The organism is Streptomyces sp. NPDC054887 (assembly GCF_053610585.1).
Genome location: NZ_JBSGYQ010000012.1, coordinates 46,708 through 67,936 on the forward strand (window position 1 = coordinate 46,708; position 21,229 = coordinate 67,936).

At 73.7% G+C, this 21,229-nt stretch carries 17 protein-coding genes and 1 riboswitch; of the genes, 10 read left to right on the forward strand and 7 right to left on the reverse strand.

The features are described 5' to 3' along the window. Positions 1-5 precede the first annotated feature (5 nt). From ACWGH0_RS09415 to ACWGH0_RS09430, 4 genes are all read right to left on the reverse strand, one after another. Positions 6-797, reverse strand: a complete 792-nt coding sequence (locus ACWGH0_RS09415; RefSeq protein ID WP_453403565.1) for an enoyl-CoA hydratase/isomerase family protein — start codon at positions 795-797, stop codon at positions 6-8. Positions 798-924: 127 nt separating this feature from the next. After that, positions 925-1,146, reverse strand: coding sequence for a helix-turn-helix domain-containing protein (locus tag ACWGH0_RS09420; protein WP_010987827.1), 222 nt, complete (start codon positions 1,144-1,146; stop codon positions 925-927). Between the two features lie 355 nt (positions 1,147-1,501). Next, the gene (locus tag ACWGH0_RS09425; protein WP_453403566.1) at positions 1,502-3,100 is read right to left on the reverse strand and encodes an ABC-F family ATP-binding cassette domain-containing protein; all 1,599 of its coding nucleotides are present in this window, start codon (positions 3,098-3,100) and stop codon (positions 1,502-1,504) included. Positions 3,101-3,195: 95 nt separating this feature from the next. Further along, positions 3,196-3,999, reverse strand: a complete 804-nt coding sequence (locus tag ACWGH0_RS09430; RefSeq protein ID WP_453403567.1) for a hypothetical protein — start codon at positions 3,997-3,999, stop codon at positions 3,196-3,198. Positions 4,000-4,242: 243 nt separating this feature from the next. On the opposite strand from ACWGH0_RS09430, the gene ACWGH0_RS09435 reads away from it, so the two are divergent. Continuing rightward, entirely contained in the window at positions 4,243-4,644 is a 402-nt protein-coding gene (locus ACWGH0_RS09435; protein ID WP_453403568.1) for a VOC family protein, read from the forward strand. 21 nt (positions 4,645-4,665) lie between these two features. Here ACWGH0_RS09435 and ACWGH0_RS09440 read toward each other — a convergent pair whose 3' ends face one another. The 3 genes from ACWGH0_RS09440 to ACWGH0_RS09450 form a co-directional block, all read right to left on the reverse strand. Continuing rightward, complete coding sequence (locus ACWGH0_RS09440) at positions 4,666-6,084, reverse strand: hypothetical protein (protein WP_453403569.1); 1,419 nt, start codon at positions 6,082-6,084, stop codon at positions 4,666-4,668. A 130-nt stretch (positions 6,085-6,214) separates the two neighbouring features. Then, positions 6,215-7,342, reverse strand: coding sequence for an alpha/beta hydrolase (locus ACWGH0_RS09445; RefSeq protein WP_453403570.1), 1,128 nt, complete (start codon positions 7,340-7,342; stop codon positions 6,215-6,217). A gap of 74 nt (positions 7,343-7,416) precedes the next feature. Continuing rightward, on the reverse strand, positions 7,417-8,085 hold the full coding sequence (locus tag ACWGH0_RS09450) for a class II aldolase/adducin family protein (RefSeq protein ID WP_453403571.1): 669 nt from the start codon (positions 8,083-8,085) through the stop codon (positions 7,417-7,419). 246 nt (positions 8,086-8,331) lie between these two features. Here ACWGH0_RS09450 and ACWGH0_RS09455 point away from each other — a divergent pair, with 246 nt between their 5' ends. The 9 genes from ACWGH0_RS09455 (at position 8,332) to cobI (ending at position 21,227) form a co-directional block, all read left to right on the forward strand. Further along, positions 8,332-9,585: an anion permease gene (locus ACWGH0_RS09455; protein ID WP_453403572.1), complete on the forward strand. Its 1,254-nt coding sequence runs from the start codon at positions 8,332-8,334 to the stop codon at positions 9,583-9,585. Between the two features lie 18 nt (positions 9,586-9,603). Further along, the gene (locus ACWGH0_RS09460) at positions 9,604-9,828 is read left to right on the forward strand and encodes a hypothetical protein (protein WP_453403573.1); all 225 of its coding nucleotides are present in this window, start codon (positions 9,604-9,606) and stop codon (positions 9,826-9,828) included. Positions 9,829-10,004: 176 nt separating this feature from the next. Then, positions 10,005-10,080: riboswitch (cobalamin riboswitch) on the forward strand. 129 nt (positions 10,081-10,209) lie between these two features. Then, positions 10,210-11,199 carry a cobalamin biosynthesis protein gene (locus ACWGH0_RS09465; RefSeq protein ID WP_453403574.1) on the forward strand — a complete coding sequence of 330 codons (990 nt, stop codon included), beginning with the start codon at positions 10,210-10,212 and terminating at the stop codon, positions 11,197-11,199. An 8-nt stretch (positions 11,200-11,207) separates the two neighbouring features. Beyond that, a complete protein-coding gene (locus ACWGH0_RS09470; RefSeq protein WP_453403645.1) occupies positions 11,208-12,716 on the forward strand; it encodes a cobyric acid synthase in 1,509 nt (502 codons plus the stop codon). Beyond that, on the forward strand, positions 12,713-16,414 hold the full coding sequence (gene cobN, locus ACWGH0_RS09475; RefSeq protein ID WP_453403575.1) for a cobaltochelatase subunit CobN: 3,702 nt from the start codon (positions 12,713-12,715) through the stop codon (positions 16,412-16,414). Before ACWGH0_RS09470 ends, cobN begins: the two co-directional genes overlap by 4 nt. Before the next feature lie 55 nt (positions 16,415-16,469). Then, positions 16,470-18,536 (forward strand): putative cobaltochelatase, encoded by a 2,067-nt coding sequence (locus tag ACWGH0_RS09480; RefSeq protein ID WP_453403576.1) that lies wholly within the window; start codon positions 16,470-16,472, stop codon positions 18,534-18,536. Then, complete coding sequence (gene cobO / locus ACWGH0_RS09485) at positions 18,536-19,135, forward strand: cob(I)yrinic acid a,c-diamide adenosyltransferase (RefSeq protein ID WP_069929368.1); 600 nt, start codon at positions 18,536-18,538, stop codon at positions 19,133-19,135. The genes ACWGH0_RS09480 and cobO overlap by 1 nt, the downstream gene beginning before the upstream one ends. After that, positions 19,129-20,469 (forward strand): cobyrinate a,c-diamide synthase, encoded by a 1,341-nt coding sequence (locus tag ACWGH0_RS09490; RefSeq protein WP_453403577.1) that lies wholly within the window; start codon positions 19,129-19,131, stop codon positions 20,467-20,469. The genes cobO and ACWGH0_RS09490 overlap by 7 nt, the downstream gene beginning before the upstream one ends. Further along, positions 20,466-21,227, forward strand: coding sequence for a precorrin-2 C(20)-methyltransferase (cobI, locus tag ACWGH0_RS09495; RefSeq protein ID WP_453403578.1), 762 nt, complete (start codon positions 20,466-20,468; stop codon positions 21,225-21,227). The genes ACWGH0_RS09490 and cobI overlap by 4 nt, the downstream gene beginning before the upstream one ends. Positions 21,228-21,229 lie beyond the last annotated feature (2 nt).

The following is a 21,229-nucleotide window of genomic DNA, read 5'->3' on the forward strand; positions in this document are numbered from 1 at the left end:
AGGCGTCAGTCGCCGAGGCCGGCGAGGTCGCGGAGCCTGCGGGCCTGCGCCGCGCGCTCGGCGACGCGCTGGTCCTCGTACGTGCGCGAGGACGCGCCCTGGAGCAGCGCCTTGGTCTCGATCACCGCGTCGCGCGGGGCGGCCAGCAGCGCGGCCGCCAGGTCCTGGACCGCGCCGTCGAGTTCTCCGGCGGGCACGACGAGGTTGGCGAGGCCGACGCGCTCGGCCTCCGCCGCGTGGACGAAGCGTCCGGTGGCGCAGATCTCCAGCGCACGCGCGTAACCGACGAGGCTGGTCAGCGGGTGCGTACCGGTGAGGTCGGGGACGAGACCGAGGCTGGTCTCGCGCATGGCGAACTGCACGTCCTCGGCGACGACCCGCAGGTCGCAGGCGAGAGCGAGCTGGAAACCGGCGCCGATGGCATGGCCCTGTACGGCGGCGATGGTCACGAGGTCGCTGCGCCGCCACCAGGTGAACGCTTCCTGGTATTCGGCGATGACCGCGTCGAGGTCTTCGTCGGAGCCGCGTGCCAGGTCAAGGAAGGAGGGCTCACCGTCGAAGCCCTCGGGGCTGAACGCCTGCCGGTCCAGGCCGGCGGAGAAGGACTTGCCCTCGCCGCGCAGCACCACGACCCGCACGTTGCCAGGCAGAGACCGTCCGGCTTCTGTCAACGCCCGCCACAGAGCGGGAGACTGGGCGTTGCGCTTTGCCGCATTGGTCAGGGTCACCGTGGCAACGGCGTCCTCGACGGTGAGTCGTACGCCGTCCTTGTCGAGCACAGAGTCGAGCGAAGCCATGTGGCGCCTCCGGTCCGGGTGGCAGTCGTGCCGTCATCAAGTGACTGCACAGTAACCACCCGGGCGATCCTGCGATCGACCGGGTGGCCACCGCCCGAAAACGATGGGCCGGGCCCGCCCGAGGCGGTCAGGCCGTAGTGGCCTTCTTGCCTCGTGTCGCCCCGCCGCGTCCCCGCAGCGTGACGCCGGACTCGCTGAGCATCCGGTGTACGAATCCGTAGGAGCGGCCGGTCTCTTCGGCCAACGCCCGGATGCTCGCACCGGAGTCGTACTTCTTCTTCAGGTCTGCCGCGAGCTTGTCGCGCGCGGCGCCGGTTACCCGGCTGCCCTTCTTCAGAGTCTCGGCCACCCGTGCCTCCTCAAGGAAGTGCGCTCTGGACTCTCATGATCACCCCTTCCCGGCTTCCTGGCCACCCATTCGGCAAGGTCCGTACAACAACGTTCGGCCGCCGGGAACGGCCCGCGGGGCTCACGGCGCGCGCTCGCGCGGTTTCCCCGTCGTACGTTTCGGCGGGCCCCGGGGGGAATGGCCAGGTCAGCGCCGGTAAACGATCAGCGGAACGCGAAGGGCCCGCCCCACGGGGGGCGGGCCGCGCTCCGGTGCATGACACGCCGGGGTACGAGAGCCACTCACTCAGATGAAGGATCACCGGTAAGCCGAATGATCCAGCGGGAGGGATCCGGCCCGGGGCCGGGGCGCCCGGTCAGGCCAGGGCGACGAGGTCCTTGTAGTCCGGGCCCCACAGGTCCTCCACGCCGTCGGGCAGCAGGATGATCCGCTCCGGCTCCAGCGCGTCGACCGCTCCCTCGTCGTGGGTGACGAGGATGACCGCGCCCTTGTACGTGCGCAGGGCGCCGAGGATCTCCTCGCGGCTGGCCGGGTCGAGGTTGTTCGTCGGCTCGTCGAGGAGCAGGACGTTGGCGGACGAGACGACGAGGGTCGCCAGCGCCAGCCGGGTCTTCTCGCCGCCGGACAGCACTCCGGCCGGCTTGTCGACGTCGTCGCCGGTGAAGAGGAAGGAGCCGAGCGTCTTGCGGACCGCGACCAGGTCGAGGTCGGGCGCCGCCGAGCGCATGTTCTCCAGGACGGAGCGCTCGGGGTCCAGGGTCTCGTGCTCCTGGGCGTAGTAGCCCAGCTTGAGGCCGTGGCCCGGGATGACTTCGCCGGTGTCGGGCTTCTCGGCGCCGCCGAGCAGCCGCAGGAGGGTCGTCTTGCCCGCGCCGTTGAGGCCGAGGATGACGACGCGCGACCCCTTGTCGATGGCCAGGTTGACGTCGGTGAAGATCTCCAGCGAGCCGTACGACTTCGACAGGCCCTCCGCCATCAGCGGGGTCTTGCCGCAGGGCGCGGGGTCCGGGAAGCGCAGCTTGGCGACCTTGTCGGACACGCGCACCGCTTCGAGGCCGGAGAGCAGCCGCTCGGCGCGCTTGGCCATGTTCTGCGCGGCGACGGTCTTGGTAGCCTTGGCGCGCATCTTGTCGGCCTGCGAGTTGAGGGCCGACGCCTTCTTCTCGGCGTTCTGGCGCTCGCGCTTGCGGCGCTTCTCGTCGGCCTCGCGCTGCTGCTGGTAGAGCTTCCAGCCCATGTTGTAGACGTCGATCTGCGACCGGTTGGCGTCCAGGTAGAAGACCTTGTTGACGACCGTTTCGACGAGGTCGACGTCGTGGGAGATCACGATGAAGCCGCCGCGGTAGTTCTTCAGGTAGTCGCGGAGCCAGACGATGGAGTCGGCGTCGAGGTGGTTCGTGGGCTCGTCGAGGAGCAGGGTGTCGGCGTCCGAGAAGAGGATGCGGGCCAGCTCGACACGGCGGCGCTGACCACCGGAGAGCGTGTGCAGGGGCTGGCCGAGCACACGGTCGGGCAGGCCGAGCGCGGCGGCGATGGTGGCGGCCTCGGCCTCGGCGGCGTAACCGCCCTTGGTCAGGAACTCCGTCTCCAGGCGCTCGTACTTCTTCATCGCCTTCTCGCGGGTGGCGCCCTGTCCGTTCGACATGCGCTCCTCGTTCTCGCGCATCTTGCGCAGAACCGCGTCGAGGTCGCGGGCGGACAGGATGCGGTCGCGGGCGAGGACGTCGAGGTCGCCGGTGCGCGGGTCCTGCGGGAGGTAGCCGACCTCGCCGGAGCGGGTGATGGTGCCGCCCGCCGGGGTGCCCTCGCCGGCGAGGCACTTGGTGAGGGTCGTCTTGCCCGCTCCGTTGCGGCCGACGAGGCCGATGCGGTCGCCCTTGGCGATGCGGAAGGAAGCGGACTCGATGAGGAGGCGGGCGCCGGCGCGCAGCTCGATGCCGGAGGCGGTGATCAAGGGGAAAACTCCAGGGCGGTATGGACGGCGGAAGGGACGGGCGGGGAAATCTTCGACGCCGTCTAATGCACAAGGAGAGTTGCCATAGACCCAGTCTAACGGTCGCCCGCAACTGCTTTTCTGGCGCGGGCGTTGCCGCCCGGCGGGGCGTTGCCCAGGGGGGTGCGGTCGGGCGCCATCCGGCCGAGATCGTCGACGGCGACGAGTTCGGCGGTCCAGGGGGCGGTGGCGCCGCAGGGCTGGGCGACCAGCAGCGCGCCGCCGGTACGGGCCGTGCGGCGCGGTTCGAAGGCGCAGCCGCGCCGGGCGGGCAGCACCCAGCGCAGGTCGCCGTCGAGCGTGCGGTAGGCCGCGATGCGCTGCGGGGTGACGACGGCGAGCATTCCGGCGGCGGGGTCGAGGGGGTGCAGCACCCCGGCGGCACGGGCCGGGCCGCCGGCCGCCAGCCACGAGGAGAGGCCGGGGACGGCGCGGTGCCAGTGGACGGTGCGGCCGGTGGTGCGGGCGGTGTCGGTGACCAGGCCGTCGCTCCAGAGCGCGAAGGCGTGGCCGGGAGCGGGCCGCAGGGCGAGCGGGCGGCGTCCCGCGCGGGTGTGCGTCCAGTGCCGCCGGCCGCTGGCCCCGTCGTACGCCTCGACCGCCCGGTCCCTGATCCGCAGGGCCGGATCGGGGCGGGCCGCGCGGGTGTGGGCGGTGAGCCGGTCGCCGTACGGGGCGCTCCTGGCCTGGTGGGCGGCGGTGACCAGGGGCAGGGCGAGGGCGGCGGCGAGCAGGCTGCCGGCGATGCGCCGCGCGCGGCGGCGGCGCCGGGCGGGGGCGGGGAGCGCGGCGCTCGGGGCCGGGGCGGCGGAACTGCTGATGCCACCGGCCGGCGCGGCCGTTGACGTGCTGGCAGTCACGATTCCCCCTTGCGGCGCCGCCCATGGGTCAGGGACAGAACGTAGTCGTGGGCGCCGGGGGCGGGCGGACGGGCCCGGCCGACACGGCGGGGCGGGGGCGCCGCGTCCCCCGTTCGGCCGCGCGCCGGCGGAAGTGGCGTTGTCGGTGGCCGGTGGAAGACTGAGACGCACGTCACCTTTCGGCGTGCGTGACGCACGCGAAGCATTCGACGGGCCGCCTGACGAGAGGACGGGGTGATCGGCATGGCCGGTGCACCGAGCATGTACCCGACGGTTCTGTACAAGGACGCCAAGGCGGCCATCGCGCTCCTGAAGGACGCCTTCGGCTTCCGGGAGGTGGCGCTCTACGAGAGCGAGGGCGGTTACGTGGAGCACGCGGAGCTGGCGTACGGCAACGGAGCGGTGATGGTGGGGGCGCACGGCCGCAGGGGCGTCTTCGCCGAGGCCATGGCGGGCGCGGGACCGGTGGGGGTGTACGTGGTGGTCGACGACGTGGATGCGCACCACGCGCGCGCGGTCGAGCATGGCGTGGAGATCATGATGCCGCCGACCGACCAGGACTACGGCTCCCGGGACTACATGGCCCGGGACCGCGAGGGCAACGTCTGGAGCTTCGGCACGTACACCCCTGCGCTCGGCGGCTGACCCGGCGACCGCGGCGCAGCGCTAGACGCCGCCGGTGTGGACCTGGAAGGCCGCCCGGCGCACGGCCTTCGCGAGGGCCGGGTCCGGGTGGGCCGCCGCAAGGGCCACCAGGACCTGGACCGTGCGCGGGTGGCCGATCGCCTGGACCTCCTCCAGGAGCGCCGGCACGGTCGACTGCACCGCGGCGTCGAGGTGGCGTACGAGCAGCTGTGTCTCGCCGTGGTCCGCGACGGCCGCGGCGGTGTCCACCCACAGCCACGTCGACTCCTCGCGGGTGAGGACCTCGTGGGCGTCCTCGGGGTCGGCGCCCTCGTACTCCGCGAGCCACAGCAGGGCGTAGGGGCGCAGCGAGCTGTCGTCGGCGGCTGCCCGTACTCCGGACTCCGCCGGGGCCCCGACCACCCGCAGCGCGTCGAAGGCCAGTCCGCGCAGCAGCGCGTCCTCGCCCCTGGCCGCTTCGAGCAGCTCGGTCACGGCGCTGGAGACCGTACGGGCGGCGAGCCAGGCGCGGTACTCGGCGCGGGCGGGACCCGGCGTCAGGCGGGCGCAGCCGCGCAGCATGTCCTCGGCGGACTGCTCGATGTTGCCCGCCGGGCTCTGCGCCGCGACGCAGATCTGTTCCAGCTTGACCCACACCGCCCAGTTGCCGAGGGCGGTGAGCGTGGCGAGTCCCGGGCCGAGGGTCAGGGCGCCGACGGCGGCCTGGCCCTCCAGGGCCCAGTCGAGGAGGAGCGGCAGGGAGACGGCGGGCTCGGCGTCGGCCGCCGGCAGCGGCTGCGGGCCGTACGGCACCTCGCAGCGCTCCTCGCGCAGTTCGGCGACGCGCTGTTCGAGCAGGTCGAGCAGGGCGGGCACCTGCACAGGTCCGGCGGAGAGCTGGAGGAGGGAGAGCACCTGGGGAACGGCTTCCACGACCTCGGCGACGGCGGTCGCGGCGATGCCCTCGGGCGCGGGGTGGACGATCGACCACGCGTCGAAGAGGGCGACCCAGCCGCGCAGCACGGCCGCGTCGTCACGGTCCCAGGCACGCAGCCGCCAGCCGGGGCGGGTGCGGTCGCCGTGGAGTTCGATCAGGCCCGCGAGTCTCGCCCTGTCCCACGCCGCGCGGACCTGGGACGGAGTCAGGCCGAGTTCGGCCGCGGCCTGTTGGACGGCGGCGGCCGACAGTGCGCCGTCCCGGCCGGGCTCCACGCGGGACGCCGCGCCGCGCGGCGACGGGGAGGCCCAGCGCGCGACCCGTACGGCGTCGGCGAGTACGGCCCTGGCCTGACGGGCCAGTTCCGTGGGCGGCGGGGTGCCCTCGGGGGGCCTCGGGGCCGGGCGGGTGCGCCGCGGTGTCACGGCCTGGTGTCCGCCCTGGGAAGCCGGGGGGAGGGCGGTGGCGAGCGGTCGCGGGCGGACAAGTCGGAGCCTGGAGTCGCGCGGGGTACGGGACGTCACGGAGAGCAGTCTCGCCGTTCACGCCCCGAAAGCCCAAACGGAATCGAACTTGCCGTTCGTGGACGGCGTCTGGCCGGAACCTTTCCCCGGCGGACGGGCCGGATATTCCGGGCGGCGGCGGTGGGGCGGGCTACATCAGCGGCGTCAGGAAGCGGCGCAGGACCTCTTCGTAGACGGCCGGGGCGGCGTTCCACATGGCGGCGTGCGGCGCGTGCGGGGTGGGATGGAGGACGACCAGTCCCGGGAGCCGTCCGGCCAGTTCCCGCGACGGCTGCCACGGGGCCACGGTGTCGTCCGGGCCGTGGAGGACGAGCGTCGGCACCCGCAGCCCGCCGGGGCCCGCCGCTTCGGCCAGCCGGTCGCCGTGCACGCCCGTGCGGCCCTGTACGGCCCTGACTGCGAGCGGGAGCAGTGCGCGGGGGGTGCGGCGGGCGACGGCCAGGGCCCGCACGGTGGCCTGCCAGTCGAGTACCGGCGAGTCGAGGACGAGGCCGCTGACCCGGTCGCGGAGCGGGGAGCGCACCGCCGCGTGCACGGCCATGGCCCCGCCCGTGGACCAGCCGTGCAGGACGACGCGCTCGGCGCCGCCGCGGACGGCGAACCGGACGGCGGCGTCCACGTCGCGCCATTCCGAGTCGCCGAGGTGCCCGAGACCGCCGGGGGGCCTCGGGGCGCCCGCGTCGCCCCGGTAGGCGAGGCCGAGGACGGGCAGCTGCTGGGACCGCAGGAAGGGCATGAGGTTCATGCCGTGGGCGCGCGTGGCGCCGAGGCCGTGGACGGTGATCACCCAGGTGCTGCGGGCGCCCGGCAGGAACCAGGCGGGCAGGGGGCCGAGCTCGCCGGGGATCTCCACGTCGATGTGGTCGACGCCGAGGGCGGTGCGCGGGTCGCCGGCGTACACCTGCGGGGTGAGCCGCACCCGGGCGCCGGCGGCGAGGGCCCCGTGGCTGACGCGTTCCAGGCGGCGTACGACGGTGTCGGGGGTGTGCGGGACGCCCGCCAGGACGGGGCCGACGACGGCGTGGACGCCGGGGCCCTCGATGCCGTACGTGCCGGGGCGCAGGGACGCCAGGCAGCGGGTCAGGGTGATCCGGCCGTCGGCCGCCGCGTGCACGGTCAGCCGGGGGTCGGACGGCAGCGGCCTGCCGGCCGACGCCCTGAGCGCGGCGCCGCCGGCGTAGCGGCCGGCCGCGACCGCCGCCGCGCCGGCGCCGAGGAGTGAGGTGACGGCCGCTGCCGTCGCTGTAGCCGGGCGCACCGCTCCAGTGTCCGCATCAGGGGGGCGCGGGGCCAGTGGGCGGGGCCGGACGGTCGCGTGTCGTGTCGCCGGCGTCAGCCGCGCTGGCCGTAGCCGCGCAGTTTCTCCTGCGCTTCGGCGAGCTGCCCGGGCGTGAGCAGGGACGGTTCGAGGCCCGGCACCGCGCTCGCGGTGAGCCAGACCCGGCACATCCACTCCAGCTGCGCGGTGCGGTCGTACGCCTGGTCGAGGGTGTCGCCGTAGGTGATCGTCCCGTGGTTGCGCAGCAGGCACCCGGAGCGGTCTTGCAGGGCCCGGAGCATGTGGTCGGCCAGTTCCGGCGAGCCGTACGTCGCGTACGGGGCGGTGCGGACGGGGCCGCCGAGCGCGCCGGCCATGTAGTGCACGAGGGGCAGCTCGGACACCAGGGTGGAGGCGGCGGTGGCGTGCACGGCGTGCGTGTGGACGACGGCGGAGGCCGGCGTGTTCCGGTAGACCGCGAGGTGCAGCGGCAGCTCGCTGGTGGGGGTGAGTCCGCCGAGCACCCGCTCGCCGTCGAGGTCGACGGCGAGGACGTCCTCCGGCCGCAGCCGTTCGTACGGGACTCCGCTCGGGGTGACGAGGACGAGCCCGCCCACGCGTACGGAGACGTTTCCGGAGGTGCCGACCACCAGCCCCTCCCGCACGGTCCTGCGCGCGGTGGCCACCAGCTCGCCCCACGCCTGTTCGATCAGTTCCGGCCGCTGCGCATCCCTGTCGGTCATGCGGGAGATCCTGCCAGCGCGGTCGCGGCAGGTGACCGGAATCTCTTCCACCGGTCTTTCGGCCGCTTCTGGAGACCGGCGGGGACGGCGGAGCCCCTGGAATGCCCGGTTCGACGCCTTCCGGACCAGAAGCGGAATGTCTGGGAGCCGGTTCGGGTCACCACACCGCCGGGCCCAGTTCACCTTCCGTTCACCCAGGTTGCCTACGTTCCACGTGCCACTGACGTCAAACGATTGCCTGGGTAAATGGAACACATCACCTTGCTGCTCGCGATTGTGATCGTGACAGCTCTCGTGTTCGATTTCACGAACGGTTTCCACGACACCGCGAACGCGATGGCGACCACCATCTCGACCGGTGCCCTGAAGCCCAAGACGGCGGTGGCCATGTCCGCCGTGCTCAACCTGGTCGGCGCGTTCCTGTCCGTGGAGGTCGCCAAGACGATCTCCAGCGGCATCGTGACCGAAGAGGGCATCACACCCGAAGTGATCTTCGCGGCGCTGGTCGGCGCCATCCTGTGGAACCTGCTGACGTGGCTGATCGGCCTGCCGTCCAGTTCCTCCCACGCCCTGATGGGCGGCCTGGTCGGCGCCACCGTCGCGTCGGTCGGCTTCGGCGGCGTCAACGGCGGCACCGTCGTCACCAAGGTGCTGATCCCGGCGATCGCCGCCCCGCTCGTCGCCGGTCTCGCCGCGTACCTCGCCTCCCGGCTGACGTACCGCATCGGCCGCAACGCCGACCCGAAGGCGACCGCGAAGGGCTACCGCGCCGGTCAGATCACCTCGGCGGGCCTGGTCTCGCTGGCCCACGGCACGAACGACGCGCAGAAGACGATGGGCATCATCACGCTGGCGCTCGTCGCCGGCGGCATCCTCGCCCCCGGCTCGAACCCCCCGCTGTGGGTCATCGTGTCCGCCGGCGTCGCGATCGCGCTGGGCACCTACCTCGGCGGCTGGCGCATCATCCGCACCATGGGCAAGGGCCTGACCGACCTCCAGCCGCAGCAGGGCTTCGCCGCCCAGACCGGCGCGGCCAGCGTCATCCTCGCCTCCTCGAACCTCGGCTTCTCCCTGTCGACCACCCACTCGTGCTCCGGCGCGGTGATGGGCGCGGGCCTGGGCCGCAAGGGCGGCGTGGTCCGCTGGTCCACCGCCACCCGGATGTTCGTCGCCTGGGGCCTGACGCTCCCGGCCGCCGGTCTGGTCGCCGCGGGCTCGGAGTACGTGACCAAGCAGGGCGACTGGGGTGTCGCGGCCGTGGCCGCCTTCCTCATCGGCTCGTGCGTCGCGATCTGGTTCATCTCCCGCCGTCAGGTGGTCGACCACACCAACGTCAACGACGTGGACGTGGAGGACGAGCCCGCGGGCGTCGTGACCACCGCCATGGCGGCCGTCAGCGTGCCGCCCACGGCCGGCGCCCTCGCCGCCGAGGACCTCAAGACCGCCATCCCGGCCCAGGCCGGCAGCTCCGCGGAGCCGGCCAGCCCGGCCGCGGTGTAAGGACAGGGACACAGCAGCATGAAGATCGACTGGGCAGCACTCGGCTCCGTGTTCGGCGTCAGCCTCCTGGCGACCGTCGCACTGGTGGGCCTGTTCACCCTCGGCATCGTGGGCCTCTCCAAGCAGGAGAGCGCCTCCGCCCAGGGCGGCGGCTCCGCCGCCCTGGCCCGCACCGGCGCGTACGCCTGCTTCGCGCTGTGCGCGGCGGCCGTGGCGTTCGGCATCTACCTGATCGTCGTCTGACGCGCCGCCCGAATCCGGGCGAACCAGCACAGAGACCGCCCCGTCCCCGGCCCCTCGCGGCCGTCGGCGGGGCGGTCTCTGTGTGCCTCAGCACACTCTCCCGTCGCAGGTCAACGGCAAGTTGACGGCGTTCGCGGAGCGTGGTGGACTTCCCGAGCCGAAATACGGCGGCACGAGAGGAAGCCCGGTGCGAAACCGGCGCGGTCCCGCCACTGTGACCGGGGAGCACGACCCCCCGGAAGCCAGGAACTCTCACCGCCGGTCACGTCGAACCAGGGCGCGGACCCTGAGTGAGGACATACCGCCATGCCTGGCTGCCGTTCCGTCATACCTGTGAGTACACGCACGACAGCGCTTCGAGGCGCATCGGCCGGCTGAGCCATGCGTGCCGATCGCATCTTCGCGTACGGCGCCACCGCCGGCCTGCTCGGCGACCTCGTTCTCGGTGATCCACGCCGGGGCCATCCGGTCGCCGCGTTCGGGCGGGCGGCGGGCGCCGTCGAGTCCCTGCTGTGGCGCGACCACCGCGGGTGGGGCGCGGTGCACACCCTGGTGTGCGCCGGAGGCGCCGCCGGAGCCGCCGTGCTCGCCTCCCGGGCCGTACGCCGCTCCCCCGCCGCCTCCGTCGCCCTGACCGCCGCGGCCACCTGGGCCGTCCTCGGCGGTACGTCCCTGGGCCGCGAGGCCAGGGCGGTGGGCGGCGCCCTGGCGGCCGGGGACGTCGAGACCGCCCGCGAACGCCTCCCCCACCTGTGCGGGCGGGACCCGCAGTCCCTGGACGCCCAGCAGATCGCCCGCGCCGTCGTCGAGTCGGTCGCCGAGAACACCTCGGACGCGGTGGTCGGCGCGCTCGTGTGGGGCGCCGTGGGCGGAGTGCCGGGGCTCGTGGCCTTCCGCGCCGTGAACACGCTCGACGCCATGGTGGGCCACAAGTCCCCGAGGCACCTGCGCTACGGCTGGGCCTCGGCCCGCCTCGACGACGTGGCCGGCTGGCCCGGCGCGCGGCTGACGGCCGCCCTCGCGGCGCTCGCGGCCGTACGCGGCGGCGACCCGCGCGGGGCGCTGCGGGCCTGGCGCGCGGACGCCGCCAAGCACCCGAGCCCCAACGCGGGCCCGGTGGAGGCCGCGTTCGCCGGGGCGCTCGGCGTACGGCTCGGCGGGACGCTCTCGTACGCGGGCCGCGTCGAGCACCGGCCCGTGCTCAACGCCGACGGGCGGCCCGTCGGCGTACCCGACATCGAGCGGGCGGCGCGGCTTTCGCGCCGCGTGGGGGTGCTCGCGCTGGCGGCGGCCGCCGGGGGGCGGCTGGCGCTCGGTGCGCTCGGGCGCCGCGCACGAGGTGGCACACGTACCGGAAGGAAGCACGCATGAGCGATGGACTGGGGGGCGGCCTGCTCGTCGCCGGGACGACGTCCGACGCGGGCAAGAGCGTGGTGACGGCGGGGATCTGCCGGTGGCTCGTGCGCCGGGGGGTGAAGGTCGCGCCGTTCAAGGCGCAGAACATGTCGCTGAACTCGTTCGTGACCCGCGAGGGCGCGGAGATCGGCCGGGCCCAGGCCATGCAGGCGCAGGCCGCGCGGGTCGAGCCGACGGCGCTCATGAACCCCGTGCTGCTCAAGCCGGGCAGTGACCGCAGCAGCCAGGTGGTGCTGCTGGGCAGGCCGGTGGGCGAGATGAGCGCGCGCGGCTACCACGGGGGCAGGCAGGAAGCGCTGCTCGGCACCGTGACGGACTGCCTGCGGGAGTTGCGGGGCACGTATGACGCCGTGATCTGCGAGGGGGCGGGCAGTCCGGCCGAGATCAATCTGCGGCGTACCGACATCGTGAACATGGGCATCGCGCGAGCGGCCCGGTTCCCGGTGCTCGTCGTCGGCGACATCGACCGGGGAGGGGTGTTCGCCTCCTTCTTCGGCACGACGGCGCTGCTGAGCCGGGAGGACCAGGAACTGGTGGCCGGCTACCTGGTCAACAAGTTCCGCGGCGACGTCTCGCTGCTGGAGCCCGGGCTCGACATGCTGGAGGGCCTGACGGGACGGCGTACGTACGGTGTGCTGCCTTACGCGCACGGCCTCGGCATCGACGAGGAGGACGGGCTGCGCGTGTCGCTGCGCGGCGCCGTACGGGAGTCGGTCGTCGCGCCGCCCGTCGGGGACGACGTGCTGCGGGTCGCCGTGTGCGCGGTGCCGCTCATGTCCAACTTCACCGACGTGGACGCGCTGGCCGCCGAACCGGGCGTCGTGGTGCGGTTCGTGGACCGGCCCGATGAGCTCGTCGACGCCGACCTGGTCGTGGTGCCCGGCACGCGCGGCACGGTGAAGGCCCTGGAGTGGCTGCGCGAGCGCGGGCTCGCCGCCGCGCTGGCGCGGCGGGCGGCCGAGGGCCGTCCCGTGCTGGGCATCTGCGGCGGTTTCCAGCTGCTGGGCGAGCGCATCGAGGACGACGTCGAGTCGAAGGCCGGGATCGTGGACGGGCTCGGACTGCTGCCCGTGCGCGTGCGGTTCGCCGTCGAGAAGACGCTGGCGCGGCCCGTCGGCAGCGCCCTCGGCGAGAGCGTCGAGGGGTACGAAATCCACCACGGGGTCGCCGACGTGGTGGAGGGCGAGCCGTTCCTCGACGGGTGCCGGGTGGGTTCCGTCTGGGGTACGCACTGGCACGGTTCGCTGGAGAGCGACGCGTTCCGGCGCGCGTTCCTGCGCGAGGTGGCCGCCGCCGCGGGGCGCCGCTTCGTACCGGCGCCGGACACCTCGTTCGGGACACTGCGCGAGGAGCAGCTGGACCGCCTCGGCGACCTGATCGAAGAACACGCGGATACGGACGCGCTGCTGCGGCTCATCGAGTCGGGCGCGCCCTCAGGACTTCCCTTCATCGCACCTGGAGCGCCCGCATGAGCACTGAGACCGAGAGCACCGAAGGCACGGAGAGCGGCCACACCGTGCTGCTGCTGTCCACCGCCGACACGGACCTGCTGGCGGCGCGCGCCTGCGGCGCCCCGTACCGGATCGGCAACCCGACCCGCATCGACGCGGCGCAGGACCTGCCCGCGCTCGTCGAGGGCGCGTCCGTGGCCGTCGTGCGGCTGCTGGGCGGCAAGCGCGCCTGGGAGGACGGGCTCGCCGCCCTGCGGGCGTCCGGGATCCCGACGGTGCTGCTGGGCGGCGAGAGCGTGCCCGACGCCGAGCTGATGGCCGAGTCGTCCGTGCCGGCCGGTGTCGTCGCGGAGGCGCTGCGCTACCTCGTCGAGGGCGGGCCGGAGAACCTGGCCGAGCTGGCCAGGTTCCTGTCGGACACCGTGCTGCTGACGGGCATCGGTTTCGCCGAACCGCGGAAGATGCCCGAGTGGGGCGTGCACGGGACGCGTGCGTACGACGACCGTCGTCCCACGGTGGGCGTGCTGTTCTACCGGGCGCACGAGCTGTCGGGCAACACCGCGTTCGTCGACGTGCTGTGCGAGCAGATCGAGGCGAAGGGCGCGAACGCGCTTCCCGTGTACTGCGGTTCCCTGCGCAGCGCCGATCCGGAGCTGTACGCGGAGCTGGGGAAGGCCGACGCGCTGATCGCGACCGTTCTCGCGGCGGGCGGCACGCGCGCGAGCGACGCGTCGGCCGGCGGGGACGAGGAGGCGTGGGACATCGGCGCGCTCGCGGACCTGGACGTGCCGGTGCTGCAAGGACTGTGCCTCACCTCGTCGCGCGCCGCCTGGGAGGCGTCCGACGCGGCGCTGTCGCCGATGGACGCGGCGATGCAGGTGGCCATTCCCGAGTTCGACGGGCGGCTCATCACGGTGCCGTTCTCCTTCAAGGAGCAGGACGGCGAGGGCGCGGCCGGCGTTCCCGTGTACGTCGCCGACCCCGAGCGCGCCGCACGCGTCGCCGGCATCGCCGTGCGCCACGCCCGGCTGGCGCACAAGCCGAACGCGCAGAAGCGGCTCGCGCTCGTGTTCACGGCGTACCCGACGAAGCACTCGCGCGTCGGCAACGCGGTGGGGCTCGACACCCCGGCGTCGGCGGTACGGGTGCTGGACGCCCTGCGCGACGCCGGATACGCGGTCGAGGGCCACCCGGACAACGGTGACGAGCTGATCCACCGGCTCATCAACGCCGGTGGCCACGACGTGGAATGGCTGACCGAGGAGCAGCTCGCCGCCGCGCCCGCGCGCGTGCCGCTCGCCGACTACCGGGCGTGGTTCGACCGGCTGGAGCCGGAGCTGCGCGACGGGATGCTGGAGCACTGGGGCGAGGCGCCCGGGCAGTTGTACGTCGACGGCGACGACATCGTGCTCGCGTCGCTCCAGTTCGGCAACGTCGTCGTGATGATCCAGCCGCCGCGCGGCTTCGGGGAGAACCCGATCGCGATCTACCACGACCCCGACATGCCGCCGTCGCACCACTACATGGCGGCGTACCGCTGGCTGGAGAACAGCTTCGGGGCGGACGCGATCGTGCACATGGGCAAGCACGGGACGATGGAGTGGCTGCCGGGCAAGGGCCTCGGCCTGTCGGCGGGCTGCGGCCCCGACGCCGTCCTGGGCGAACTGCCGCTGATCTACCCGTTCATCGTGAACGACCCCGGTGAGGGCACGCAGGCCAAGCGGCGCGGGCACGCCACGGTCGTGGACCACCTGGTGCCGCCGATGGCGCGGGCGGACACGTACGGCGACCTGGCGAAGCTGGAGCAACTGCTCGACGAGTACGCGCTGGTGAGCGATCTCGACCCGGCGAAGGCGCCCGCCGTGCGGGCGCAGATCTGGACGCTGGTGACGGCGGCCCAGCTCCATCACGACCTGCACCTCGACGAGCAGCCGGACGACGACGACTTCGACGAGTTCGTCATGCACATCGACGGCTACCTGTGCGAGATCAAGGACGTGCAGATCCGCGACGGGCTGCACATCCTGGGCGGCGGTCCGGAGGCCGAGGCGCGGGTCAACCTCGTGCTGGCCGTGCTGCGGGCCTCGCAGGTGTGGGGCGGCAAGGCCAACGCCCTGCCGGGGCTGCGCGCCTGCCTGGCCGAGCACTTCGGGCTCGTCGAGAAGGAGCTGCTGGGCGAGCCGGGCGCACCGGTCAAGGTGGCGGACGGGCTGACGGCGCTGGTGGACGGTCCGGCGCGTACCGGCGCGGACGCGATCGACCTGCTGGAACAGCTGTGCCGGCGGCTCGCGGAGGGCATGGAGGAGCGGCGCTGGGACGCGGCCGAGGCCGCCGGTCTGGTGACCGAGGTCCTGGGCGTCGGACTGCCGGCCGCCGAGGCGGTGCTGCGGTTCGCGTGCGACGAAGTGGTGCCGAGGCTGGCCCGTACGACGGACGAGATCGGCAACATCCTGCACGCGCTGGACGGCGGTTACGTCCCCGCCGGGCCTTCCGGGTCGCCGACCCGCGGGCTGGTCAACGTACTGCCGACCGGGCGCAACTTCTACTCCGTCGACCCCAAGGCGATTCCTTCGCGGCTGTCGTGGGAGGTGGGGCAGGCGCTGGCCGACTCGCTGGTGGCGCGGTACCTGGCGGACACCGGCGACTACCCGAAGTCGGTGGGCCTGACGGTCTGGGGCACCTCCGCCATGCGCACCCAGGGCGACGACATCGCGGAGATCCTGGCGCTGCTGGGCTGCCGTCCGGTGTGGGACGACGCCTCGCGCCGGGTGACCGGCTTCGAGGTCGTGCCGCTGGACGAGCTGGGACGGCCGCGCATCGACGTGACCGTGCGCATCTCCGGCTTCTTCCGGGACGCCTTCCCGCACGTGGTGGGGCTCATCGACGACGCGGTGCGCGCGGTGGCCGAGCTGGACGAGCCCGCCGACCGCAACTTCGTACGGGCGCACGCGGACGAGGACACGGCCGAGCACGGCGACCGGCGGCGCGCCACGGCCCGTATCTTCGGTTCGAAGCCGGGGGCGTACGGGGCCGGTCTGCTGCCGCTGATCGACGCGCGGAACTGGCGCTCGGACGCGGACCTGGCGGAGGTGTACGCGGTGTGGGGCGGCTACGCGTACGGGCGCGGGCTGGAGGGGAAGGCCGCGCGCGGGGACATGGAGACGGCGTTCCGGCGGATCGCGGTGGCGGCGAAGAACGTCGACACCCGCGAGCACGACCTGGTCGACGCGGACGACTACTTCCAGTACCACGGCGGCATGGTCGCCATGGTGCGGCACCTGACGGGCGACTCCCCCGAGGCGTACGTGGGCGACAGCGCGACGCCCGACCAGGTCAAGACCCGGACGCTCGGCGAGGAGACGCACCGCGTCTTCCGCGCGCGCGTGGTCAACCCCCGGTGGATGGCGGCGATGCGCAGGCACGGCTACAAGGGCGCCTTCGAGATGGCCGCCACCGTCGACTACCTCTTCGGGTACGACGCGACGGCGGGTGTGGTCGACGACTGGATGTACGAGAAGTTGTCGAGCGAGTACGTCTTCGACCCGGAGAACCGGGACTTCATGAAGAAGTCCAACCCGTGGGCGCTGCGCGGCATCACGGAGCGGCTGCTGGAGGCGGCCGAGCGGGGCCTGTGGGCGGAGCCGGACGCGGACACCCTGGAGCGGCTGCGGGCCACGTACCTGGAGCTCGAAGGCGACCTGGAAGGGGACGACGCGTGAGCGGGCCGCAGTGCGTTCCGGGTGCCCTGAACCAGCTTGAAGTGGAGGCTTCCTCTTGAGTACGCCGTACCCCTTTACCGCCATCGTCGGGCAGGACGACCTGCGGCTCGGGCTGTTGCTCAACGCCGTCTCACCCGCCGTCGGCGGTGTGCTCGTGCGCGGCGAGAAGGGCACCGCCAAGTCGACCGCCGTGCGGGCCCTGGCGGCTCTGATGCCGGAGGTCGCGGTGGTCGCCGGGTGCCGGTTCTCCTGCGACCCGGGCTCCCCCGATCCGGCGTGCCCGGACGGGCCGCACGAGGCCGGGGAACCAGGGGCGGCGCGCAGCGCCTCGCGTGAGGGTGGTGGCGGGCGACGGGCGGGCGTGTCGCGGCCGGCGCGGACGGTCGAGCTGCCCGTCGGCGCCTCCGAGGACCGGCTCGTCGGCGCGCTCGACATCGAGCGGGCGCTGTCCGAGGGCGTCAAGGCGTTCGAGCCGGGTCTGCTGGCCGACGCCCACCGCGGGATCCTGTACGTCGACGAGGTCAACCTGCTGCACGACCACCTGGTCGACCTGCTGCTCGACGCCGCCGCGATGGGCGCGTCGTACGTCGAGCGCGAGGGCGTGTCCGTGCGGCACGCCGCGCGGTTCCTGCTCGTCGGCACCATGAACCCCGAAGAGGGCGAGCTGCGGCCGCAGTTGCTCGACCGGTTCGGGCTGACCGTGGAGGTGTCCGCGTCCCGGGACACCGATCAGCGGGTGGAGGTCGTACGGCGCAGGCTCGCGTACGACGACGACCCCGCCGCGTTCGCCGCGAAGTGGGCCGGGGAGGAGGCGGCGCTGCGGGCCCGGATCGTGGCCGCGCGGGCGCTGCTGCCCGAGGTGCGGCTCGGGGACGGGGCGCTGCGGCAGATCGCGGCCACGTGCGCCGCGTTCGAGGTCGACGGGATGCGCGCGGACATCGTGATGGCCCGTACGGCGACCGCGCTGGCGGCCTGGGCCGGGCGCACCGACGTACTCGCCGAGGACGTACGGCAGGCCGCGCTGCTCGCGCTGCCGCACCGGCGGCGGCGCAACCCCTTCGACGCGCCGGGGCTCGACGAGGACAAGCTTGACGACACGCTGGAGCAGAACAGCGGGTCGGACGACGACGAGCCCGATCCGGACGGTCCTGGTGGGGGCGGGCAGCCGCCGCAGGGAGACGACGGTCCGGACTCGCCGTCCCAGGGCGAGGCCGATCAGGGCGACACTCCCGCCGAGCCCGAGGCCGGAGAAGGGCAGCAGGCTCCTGCCGGGTCCGGCGGCGAGCAGGCGGCGGCGCGGGCCGGGGAGGCGTTCCGCACGAAGACGCTGAGCGTCCCGGGTCTGGGCGAGGGGGCGGCCGGGCGCCGTTCCCGTGCCCGTACCGAGCACGGTCGTACGACCGGGGCCCGCCGGCCGCGGGGCGCGCTCACCAAGCTGCACCTGGCGGCGACGGTGCAGGCCGCCGCCCCGCATCAGCGGGCGCGCGGGCGCAGCGGGCCGGGTCTCGTGGTGCGGCGGGACGATCTGCGGCAGGCGACGCGGGAGGGGCGCGAGGGGAACCTGGTGCTGTTCGTGGTGGACGCGTCCGGTTCGATGGCCGCGCGGCAGCGGATGAGCGCCGTCAAGGGCGCCGTGCTGTCGCTGCTGCTGGACGCGTACCAGCGGCGGGACAAGGTCGGGATGGTCACGTTCCGGGGGAAGGACGCGGAGCTCGTGCTGCCGCCGACCTCGTCCGTCGACGCGGCGGCCGTCCGGCTGGAGACGCTGCCCACGGGCGGCCGTACGCCGCTGTCCGCCGGGCTGCTGAAGGCGCACGACGTGCTGCGGGTGGAGCGGCTGCGGGACCCCTCGCGGCGGCCGCTGCTCGTGGTCGTGACCGACGGGCGGGCGACGGGCGGGCCGGAGCCGGTGGCTCTGGCGGCGCGCGCGGCCCGGCTGCACGAGGTTGAGGGCGTCGCCTCGGTGGTCGTGGACTGCGAGTCGGGGCCGGTACGGCTCGGCCTCGCGGGCGACCTGGCGCGCGAGCTGGGCGGTACGGCCGTCACGCTCGACGAACTGCGGGCCGACAGCATCGCCGGGCTGGTCAAGGACGTACGGGAAACCAACAGGAGGGCGGCCTGATGCCGCAGGGACAGCCGAGCGTCGTACCGGACGACGGACTCACCACGCGCCAGCGCCGCAACCGGCCGCTGGTCGTCGTGCACACGGGGATCGGTAAGGGCAAGTCGACCGCCGCCTTCGGGCTGGCGCTGCGCGCCTGGAACCAGGGGTGGCCGATCGGGGTGTTCCAGTTCGTCAAGTCGGCGAAGTGGAAGGTCGGCGAGGAGAACGCGCTGAAGGTGCTGGGCGCGAGCGGCGAGGGCGGGTCCGTCGCCTGGCACAAGATGGGCGAGGGCTGGTCCTGGGTCCAGCGCGACGCGCAGCTCGACAACGAGGCGGCGGCGCGCGAGGGGTGGGAGCAGGTCAAGCGGGACCTGGCGGCCGAGACGTACAAGCTGTACGTGCTCGACGAGTTCGCGTACCCCATGCACTGGGGCTGGGTGGACACCGACGAGGTGGTCGAGGTGCTGCGGGACCGGCCGGGGACCCAGCACGTCGTGATCACCGGGCGCAACGCTCCGGAGAAGCTCGTCGGGGCCGCCGACCTGGTGACGGACATGTCGAAGGTCAAGCACCCGATGGACGCGGGCCAGAAGGGGCAGCGGGGCATCGAGTGGTAGCACGTCTCGTCGTCGCCGCTCCGTCGTCGGGCAGTGGGAAGACCACGGTCGCGACCGGGCTGATGGCTGCCTTCACGGCGGCCGGGCTCGCCGTGTCGCCGCACAAGGTGGGGCCCGACTACATCGATCCGGGGTACCACGCGCTCGCCACCGGCCGGCCCGGCCGGAACCTGGACGCGTACCTGTGCGGTACGGAGCTGATCGCGCCGCTCTTCGCGCACGGCGCGGCCGGGTGCGACCTGGCCGTCGTCGAGGGCGTGATGGGGATGTACGACGGGGCTTCCGGGCACGGGGAGCTGGCGTCCACCGCCCAGGTCGCGAAGCTGCTGCGGGCGCCCGTGGTGGTGGTCGTCGACGCGTCGTCGCAGTCGCGGTCCGTGGCGGCGCTGGTGCACGGCTTCGCGTCCTGGGACCCCGAGGTGCGGATCGGCGGCGTGATCCTGAACAAGGTGGGGTCCGCGCGCCACGAGGAGCTGCTGCGGGAGGCCCTGGACGAGTCCGGCGTACCGGTGCTGGGCGCGCTGCGGCGCGAGCGGCAGGTACGGACGCCCTCCCGGCACCTGGGTCTCGTGCCGGTCGCCGAGCGGCGCGCGGAGGCCGTCGACGCGGTCGCGGCGCTCGCGGAGCAGGTGCGGGCGGGCTGCGACCTGGAGGCGTTGCTGGCCCTGGCGCGCGGTGCGCCGGAGCTCGGCGTGGCGGCGTGGGACCCGGCGGCGCCGGCCGTCGTGCCGGGGCGCCCGGTGGTCGCCGTCGCGTCCGGGCCCGCGTTCACCTTCTCGTACGCCGAGCACGGCGAGTTGCTCGCCGCCGCCGGCGCGGAGGTCGTGCCGTTCGACCCGCTCCGGGACGAGGCGCTGCCGCCGGGGACCCGTGGTCTCGTCGTCGGGGGCGGGTTCCCCGAGGTGTACGCCCCGGAGCTGTCCGGCAACGAGCCGTTGCGCGACGCCGTCGCGCGCCTGGCCCGGTCGGGGGCGCCCGTCGCCGCGGAGTGCGCCGGGCTGCTGTATCTGTCGCGGTCCCTCGACGGGCAGCCCATGTGCGGGGTGCTCGACGCCGAGGCGCGGATGTCGGAGCGGCTGACGCTGGGGTACCGCGAGGCGGTCGCCGTGTCGGACAGTTCGCTGGCGGCCACCGGAACGCGGCTGCGCGGGCACGAGTTCCACCGGACCGTGATCGAGCCCGGTGCGGGCGCGGCTCCCGCGTGGGGGATGCGCCTGCCGGAGCGGCGGGTCGAGGGGTTCGTACAACTGGGTGTGCATGCGAGTTATCTGCATACCCACTGGGCTGCCGAGCCAGGGATGGCCATGAGATTTGTCGAGAGGTGTGCGGGATGAGCGGGTTGAGTGGCGTGGAGGGTCCGGGCACCAGGCTGACCGGTGTCGGAGTCGGGCCCGGTGATCCCGAGCTGGTGACCGTCAAGGGCGTCAACGCCCTGCGGGACGCGGCCGTTGTCGTCGTACCGGTGATGGACAGCGGTGAGCGCGGGCGGGCCGAGGCGACCGTGCTGCACTACGTCGACGCGGCGAAGGTCGTCCGGGTCGTCTTCGCGCTCAACGAGCGCGAGGACCGGGCGCGGCGCGAAGCCGCCTGGGACGCGGCGGGCTCGCGCGTGGCCGAACTCCTGCGGGAGCACGGCTCGGTGGCGTTCGCGACGATCGGCGACCCCAACGTCTACTCGACGTTCACGTACCTCGCGCAGACCATCGCCGAACTGGTGCCGGGGACGGAGGTGGTGACCGTGCCGGGCATCACCGCCATGCAGGACCTCGCCGCCCGCAGCGGGGCCGTGCTCACGGAGGGCACGGAACCGCTGACGCTCGTACCCGTGACGGCCGGGGCGGCTGTGCTGAAGGAGGCGCTGGAGGGCCCGGGGACCGTCGTGGCGTACAAGTTCGGGCGGCTCGCGGGCGAGGTGGCGACCGCGCTGCGGGAGACCGGGCGGACCGGGGACGCGGTGTGGGGCTCGGCGCTCGGGCTGCCCGAGGAGTCGATCCGGCCCGCCGCCGAGCTGGCGGAGGGCGGGTCCCTGCCGTACCTCTCCACGCTGATCGCGCCCCCGCGGCGCGACGGCGGTCGCGGGGGAAAGTTGTGAGT